The sequence below is a fragment of the Belnapia sp. genome (assembly GCF_059504005.1).
Genome location: NZ_JCACHU010000166.1, coordinates 211,656 through 217,878, shown reverse-complemented (window position 1 = coordinate 217,878; position 6,223 = coordinate 211,656). Strand labels below are relative to the sequence as shown.

General features: G+C 72.0%; 7 protein-coding genes, 2 tRNA genes and 1 pseudogene. 4 read left to right on the top strand and 6 right to left on the bottom strand.

What is annotated here, in order from left to right; genetic code table 11:
- From AC5JJ1_RS26640 to AC5JJ1_RS26625, 4 genes and pseudogenes are all read right to left on the bottom strand, one after another.
- A pseudogene (locus AC5JJ1_RS26640) lies at nt 1-237 on the bottom strand (acetamidase/formamidase family protein); the annotation flags it as partial.
- A gap of 107 nt (nt 238-344) precedes the next feature.
- Entirely contained in the window at nt 345-1,979 is a 1,635-nt protein-coding gene (locus AC5JJ1_RS26635) for a hypothetical protein (RefSeq protein ID WP_495788145.1), read from the bottom strand.
- The gene (locus AC5JJ1_RS26630) at nt 1,976-2,341 is read right to left on the bottom strand and encodes a DUF4345 domain-containing protein (RefSeq protein ID WP_495788151.1); all 366 of its coding nucleotides are present in this window, start codon (nt 2,339-2,341) and stop codon (nt 1,976-1,978) included. The genes AC5JJ1_RS26635 and AC5JJ1_RS26630 overlap by 4 nt, the downstream gene beginning before the upstream one ends.
- Nucleotides 2,342-2,346: 5 nt before the next feature.
- A complete protein-coding gene (locus tag AC5JJ1_RS26625; RefSeq protein ID WP_495788144.1) occupies nt 2,347-2,556 on the bottom strand; it encodes a hypothetical protein in 210 nt (69 codons plus the stop codon).
- 242 nt (nt 2,557-2,798) lie between these two features.
- On the opposite strand from AC5JJ1_RS26625, the gene AC5JJ1_RS26620 reads away from it, so the two are divergent.
- Nucleotides 2,799-3,026, top strand: coding sequence for a hypothetical protein (locus AC5JJ1_RS26620; protein ID WP_495788143.1), 228 nt, complete (start codon nt 2,799-2,801; stop codon nt 3,024-3,026).
- Nucleotides 3,027-3,083: 57 nt separating this feature from the next.
- On the opposite strand, the gene AC5JJ1_RS26615 is transcribed toward AC5JJ1_RS26620, so the two are convergent.
- Together AC5JJ1_RS26615 and AC5JJ1_RS26610 are read right to left on the bottom strand one after the other, a co-directional pair.
- Nucleotides 3,084-3,158, bottom strand: a tRNA-Asn gene (locus AC5JJ1_RS26615).
- A 65-nt stretch (nt 3,159-3,223) separates the two neighbouring features.
- Nucleotides 3,224-3,297: transfer RNA gene (locus AC5JJ1_RS26610), tRNA-Cys, on the bottom strand.
- A 157-nt stretch (nt 3,298-3,454) separates the two neighbouring features.
- Between AC5JJ1_RS26610 and AC5JJ1_RS26605 the strand changes: the two genes are divergently transcribed.
- From AC5JJ1_RS26605 to AC5JJ1_RS26595, 3 genes are all read left to right on the top strand, one after another.
- On the top strand, nt 3,455-4,111 hold the full coding sequence (locus tag AC5JJ1_RS26605) for a protein-L-isoaspartate O-methyltransferase family protein (RefSeq protein WP_495788142.1): 657 nt from the start codon (nt 3,455-3,457) through the stop codon (nt 4,109-4,111).
- Between the two features lie 67 nt (nt 4,112-4,178).
- Nucleotides 4,179-5,615: a TolC family outer membrane protein gene (locus AC5JJ1_RS26600; RefSeq protein WP_495788141.1), complete on the top strand. Its 1,437-nt coding sequence runs from the start codon at nt 4,179-4,181 to the stop codon at nt 5,613-5,615.
- A complete protein-coding gene (locus AC5JJ1_RS26595) occupies nt 5,615-6,145 on the top strand; it encodes a DUF2497 domain-containing protein (RefSeq protein WP_495788140.1) in 531 nt (176 codons plus the stop codon). Before AC5JJ1_RS26600 ends, AC5JJ1_RS26595 begins: the two co-directional genes overlap by 1 nt.
- The last annotated feature ends 78 nt before the right edge of the window (nt 6,146-6,223 follow it).

Genomic DNA, 6,223 nt, shown 5'->3' with positions numbered 1-6,223 from the left:
GACGGGGCGGTTGACGAAATGCGCCCCCGGCCCCTGCCGCACGCCCTCAACGGCCGCGCGGTACTCAGCTGACACCAGCGCCGCATCGGGCGGGAAGGCGGGCATGCCGCCGGCCGGCATGGCGGTGATCGCCACCACGTCGCCGGACTCCACGGTCAGCACCGGCGGCGTCGCCGCATCGAGCGAGCCCCAGACCAGCGTCTCGGGCGTTGCAGGAATTTCGTGTTGAGCAGGCATGGCGCAAACCTCGCTCTGCCTGCGCCCCGCGGCGGCAGGCTGACGCTGTCAGCCGCTACTGCATCTCTCCCCCGGCGATCATGGCCAACGGGCGCGCATCGCGCAAGCTACTGCGGCGCGCTCCAGACGAAGCGCTGCAGGTCGAGCGCGCAAAGCCCCGTCACGCCCCAATGGGCGGCATAGGCCTGCACCTGCGCCAGGTATTGCGGCTCCTCCGGGATCGCCTCGGGCCAGTAGGGCGGGTTGAAGGTGGATATGCCGTTGATCGTCGGCACGTGCCGCACCGCAGCCACCAGCATCGCCTCGGTGTTGTGGTTGTAGGGATCGGCAACCGCCTCGCCGAAGCGGCTGTCCTGCCGCGCGGCGGAGACATAGAAGGCCCGGCACGCCGCAGGCGCCGGCGGCACCGCTGCCAGCCGCCCCGCCTCCAGCGGCCGGTCGACGAAGCGGGGCGCATAGCCATTCGCCTCCTCCGCCAGCAAAAGCGCGCAGAGCAGGCCGACCGCCAGCCGCGGCAGGCGGCGCGCCTCGGCCGACAGCACCGCCATCGCCAGCACCACCACCGGCAGGGTGAGGAAGATCTGGTAGCGCGCCACCACTCGCGCCGCCTTCGCCCCCGGCACGAGGCCATAGACCAGCGACCATCCCGTCACGCCGCCGATCTGCAGGCTGAGCGCCCAGGTCGCCAGCACGGCGATAGCGAGCGCCCGCAGCATCGCCACGCGCCCCGGCGGCGCCTCGCCCCCGCCGCGCCAGAGCCAGAGCAGCGCGGCGACGAAGACCAGCAGCAGCAGCGGCGGCATTCCCGTCATCACCTCGGACCAGAAGGGAAAGCCCGGGCGGAACGCGCCGTTCATCGCCCGCACCAGCCAGCCCCACAGGTAATTCGCCTCGCCGACATGGATGATGTCGAGCGGGGAGGGGACATGCCTCAGCACATCCGCCCAGGGGTGCATCCCGGTCTCGGCCGCCTTCGGCAGGTAGAGCAAGAGGAACGGAATCTCGGCGGTCACGGCCAGAGCCGCAATCGCCGCCAGCGCCGCCGCCTGCGCCCGCATCGCACCGAGCAGCCGCCGCCGCGCCGGCCGCCCCGCGACCGCCAGCCAGGCCAGCAGCATCACCCCGCCGCACCAGGCGAAATACCAGGCCATGTAGAAGCCCGTCATCAGGCTGGCGGCGAAGCCCAGCGCGAAGCCCGCCCCCCAGCCCAGCAGCGCCCGCCGCCGCCCCTCGAGCAGCGCCGCCAGCGCGCCATGCAGCAGCAGCGCCAGCACCGGCACCAGCCCGACGCTGAAGAGCTGCGCATGGCTGCCGCGGATGAAGAGGTTGTTGCTGACCGTGAACAGCGCCGCCCCCAGCAGCGCCCAGCCCCAGCTGAGCCCGACCGCGCGACGTCCCAGCGCATAAGCGCCGAGGAAGCCGATCAGCCGCATCGCCATGTTGACCAGCTCGCCGCCGAGGAAGGGGTCCGCCCCTGCCGCCCGGAACCCGGCCTGCAGCAGGCCGAAGACGAGATAGCCGTCATTGTAGCCGAGCGTCCCTGGCACCGGATGGAAGTAGTCCGTCCGGTCCCAGGCCGAGCGCCCGGCCAGGACATTGACCCAATGCTCCAGGATCGACAGCTCGATCACCGCATCATGCCGGTCGCCCAGCAGCAGGGTGAAGCCGTCGCCGAGCTGGTTGCGGAAGACGAAACCGACCGACAGCAGCGCGACGAGGCCGACGACCAGCCCGCGCCTCACCGCGCCAGCCTCGCCTGCCAGAGGCAGAGCAGCGGCGTCACCACCAGCTCCATCACTAGCGCGGCCAGCATCGGCGTCCCCGGCACGCCCCGCACCATCAGCCCGAAGAGGCGCCCGACCCCGCCTAGCACCACGATCGCCGTCAGCAGCCGGAAGCGCCCCGCATGCCGGGCCGGATCGTCGAGCGTGCTCCAGAAGCCGAGCCCGATGCCGAGCAGCAGGCCGGAGAGGTAGCGGAAATGGCTGTCCTCATCCGCCCCCGCCTCGGCCCCGAGCATCGCCGGCCCGGCCAGCATCCCCCCGAGCCCGGCCAGCACCGGCACCAGCCCGCCCACCGCCACGGCGAGCCGGAACAGGGCCATCCCGCTCACAGGTAGCGTCCGCGTTCCAGGATCTCGAGCGTGTAGTCCTTGTAGCTCATGCCCAGCTCCTCAGCGCGGGTGAGCCGGCGAAGGGCGATCTCCCGCGGCGGCGTCTTCCAGGCGCGCTTGTGGGCCCGACGCCAGACATAACCGCGCCAGCTTTCTTCGGGGTCGAGCGGCGGGCCGCCATTGTGGCCGATGCGGGGAATGTCCATGCGCCATCGATAAGACGGGGCAGGGGGCGCGGGCAAGGCAGGGCGTGAGCGCCGGCGCGATCGCACCATCGCCCATGTTGGCAATCGTTAACGCTGCGGTAGAGGCGCCGGCAAATAGCGGGACGGCATACCGAGGCCATCGGCCAGCATCCGCCATGGCGATGATGGCAGGCGTTCAGGACGCGAAAGGTCGTCTCATGCCGCTTTCGAGGATCGCCGCAGCAGCGGCCGGGGCTCTCGTCATGGCTGGCCTGGCTTCGTCGGCGCAGGCTCAATGGGGCCCGCCTGGCTATGTCTACGCGCCGCCGCCGGGCTATTATGTCGTGCCGCCGCCGAGGGTCTACTATCCGCCGCCGGTCTACTACCGTCCGCCGGCCGTGGTCTATGCGCCGCCCCCGGTCTACTACGCACCGCCGCCGCCGGCCTTCGTCGTCCGTCCGGGCTTCAGCATAGGCTTCGGCTTCCGCTGAGGCCGGGCAAGGCTCTCTCTCGTAGCGGCCGGGACTTCCGGGATGCGGCTGGTTGGATGGCTCCGGCGGTTGGATTCGAACCAACGACCAACGGATTAACAGTCCGCTGCGCTACCGCTGCGCCACGCCGGATCAGCCAGTGGGCGGCGCCTATAGCAGGGCACCGCCGGCGATGAAAGCCCCCACGAGAGCCACCTTGGAGGTCCGGGGCGGAATTGAACCGCCGTAGCAGGTTTTGCAGACCTGTGCCTGACCACTCGGCCACCGGACCGCCGAGGCAAGCCTCGTGCGCCCCGCCTCTTTGGAGCCACAGCGGCAGCAGGTCAAGCGTGCGCCGCAACACGGCCGCTTGGCGCCGGGGGGGCGCCCCCCCTATAACCCCTCGGCCGAAAGGACCGCCCAGCGGCGGCGGCTGGAGATTGCGCCTCATGGACTACGCGGATGCGCGCAAGCGTATGGTGGACGGACAGCTTCGCCCCAACAAGGTGACCGATCCCCGCCTGCTGGAGGCGATGCGCGACCTGCCGCGGGAGCGCTTCCTGCCCCGCGCCGCCATGGCCCGGGCCTATACCGACGAGGACATCCCGCTGCCCGGCGGCCGGGCGATGATGGAGCCGATGGTGCTGGCCCGGCTCGTCCAGCTTGCCGCCCCTCGTGCCGGCGCCCGGGCCCTCGTCTCCGGCGCCGGCACCGGCTATGGCGCCGCCGTGCTGGCCCGGATGGGCGCCCGCGTCACCGCGCTGGAGACCGATGCGCCGCTGCTCGAGATCGCCCGGGCCGCGCTGCCGGCCTGCCTGCCCGCCGGCGCCGTGCGGCTGGAGCCCGCCGACCCGGCCCAGGGCTTCGCGGCAGGGGCGCCTTACGACGTCATTCTGATCGAGGGCGAGATCCCCGAGATTCCCGCCGTCCTCGCCGAACAGCTGGCCGAAGGCGGCCGGCTGGTGGCCGTGATCGGGGTCGGGCGGCGCCAGGGCAAGGCGGTGCTCGGGCAGAAGCTCGGCGGCAGCTTCAGCACGGTGACCGCCTTCGACTGCGCGACCGCGCCGCTGCCGGCCTTCGCTCGGCGCCCTGGCTTCGTCTTTTAGGCAGCCGCGACAGGCTCGCGACTGCTATAGCACCATATTAATCTTGCTCCGTAAGGATAGGCTCAAGATGAGTTCGACCCGCCTCTTTCCGGTGCTGACCGCCGCCCTGATCGTCCCAGCGGCCCTGGTGGCCCTGGCGCCGCAGGCCCGCGCCCAGACCCTGGCGGATGCCCTGGCCCAGGCCTATGCCAACAACCCGACTCTGCTCGCCGCCCGGGCCCAGCTCCGTGCGGTCGACGAGAACGTGCCCCAGGCGCTGGCCGGCTGGCGGCCGACCGTCTCGATCACCAACAGCTTCGGCTTCACGGACAGCCGGACCCGGACGCTCACTCAGGCACGAGACCCGGTAACCGGTGGCATCCGCGACGTCGGCATTTCCAACCACGTGGATCGGACGCCCGCCACCAACTCCGTCACCATCACCCAACCGATCTTCCGCGGCGGCCGCACCGTCGCCACCACCCGTCGCGCCGAGAACCAAGTGCTCGCCCAGCGCGCCCGCCTGCTGGCCACCGAGCAGCAGGTGATGCAGGACACGGTGACGGCCTATGTCGGCGTCATCCGCGACCAGGAGCTGCTGCGCCTCAATATCAACAACGAGCAGGTGCTGACCGAGCAGCTCCGCGCGACGAATGAGCGCTTCCGCGTCGGCGAGATCACCCGCACCGACGTCGCCCAGGCCGAATCGCGCCTCGCCGGCGCCCGGTCCCAGCGCGCCCAGGCCGAGGGCAACCTGCAGATCTCCCGTGCCACCTTCCAGCGCCTGGTCGGCCTGCCGCCGGGCACGCTGGTGGCGCCCCAGCCGCTCCGCGTGCCGCTCCGCACCGGCCAGGAGGTGGCCCAGGCCGCGGCCGCCAACAACCCCAATGTCGTCGCTGCCCTGTTCGATCAGGCCGGGGCGCAGGACAACGTCAACATCCAGCTCTCGGCCCTGTCGCCGACGCTCAGCGTGAACACCCAGGCCGGCCGCTCCGACAACCAGATCACCAACCACACCCGCCAGACCTTCGCCCAGGTCACGGCCAACCTCACCGTGCCGCTCTACCAGGGCGGTGCCGAGTACTCCGCTGTCCGCCAGGCCCGGCAGACCGCCCAGCAGTTCCGCCAGACGGTCGACGACCAGCGCCGCACGGTCGTCCAGCAGGCGACCGAGGCCTGGGAGCGGCTGCAGAGCTCGCGGGCCCAGGTCGACAGCGTCCGCTCGCAGATCCGCGCCGCGGAGATCGCGCTCGACGGCGTGCAGCGCGAGGCGATCGTCGGCAGCCGCACCACGCTCGACGTGCTGAATGCCGAGCAGGAGCTGCTGAACGCCCGCACCAGCCTGGTCCAGGCCCTGTCGACCGTTGTCCAGCAGTCTTACGCCCTGGCCGCCACCATCGGCCGGCTGACCGCGAGCGATCTCGGCCTTGCCGTCGAGCCCTATGACATGCGCGCCTACTACAACGAGGTGCGCAACCGCTGGATCGGCCTCGGCGACTACTCCGGCGTGGCGGAGCGCCGCTGATGGCCGAGGAGCGCCAGGCCCAGCCCGGTGGCCCGCCCGCCGATCCCAGCATGGAGGACATCCTGGCCTCCATCCGCCGCATCCTCAACGAGGACGAGCCCGGTCCGGCCGCCCAGCCGCCCGGCACCGAGCCGCTCACCCTGACAGAGGACATGTTGGTGCAGGAGCCGACTGCAGCCCCGCCGGCGCCTCCGCCGGAAGCGCCCGCCACCGCCCCGGAGCCCGAGCCGGCGCCGCCCGTCCTCGCCGTCCCGCCGCCGGAGCCCGTCCCCGACCCCCCGCCGCCGGCCGAGACGCTGGTCGCCCCCGCCGTGGCCGCCGCCGCGACGGCCGCCATCGGCAGCCTGCTGCGCGCCGTCTCCCAGGATCGCAGCGCCGCGGTCACCCGTGGCGGCCCGAGCATCGAGGATGTGGTCCGCGAGGAGCTCCGCCCCCTGTTGAAGGAATGGCTCGACCAGCACCTTCCCGGCCTGGTCGAACGGCTGGTCCGGGCGGAGATCGAGCGCGTCGTCGGCCGCGGCCTGAGCTGAACCCCGCACCGCCTTGCCTCCGGGCAGAGCGGGCGATGGAAGCCCGAAGGCGCCCTCGTCCGGGCCGATCGCGGGCCG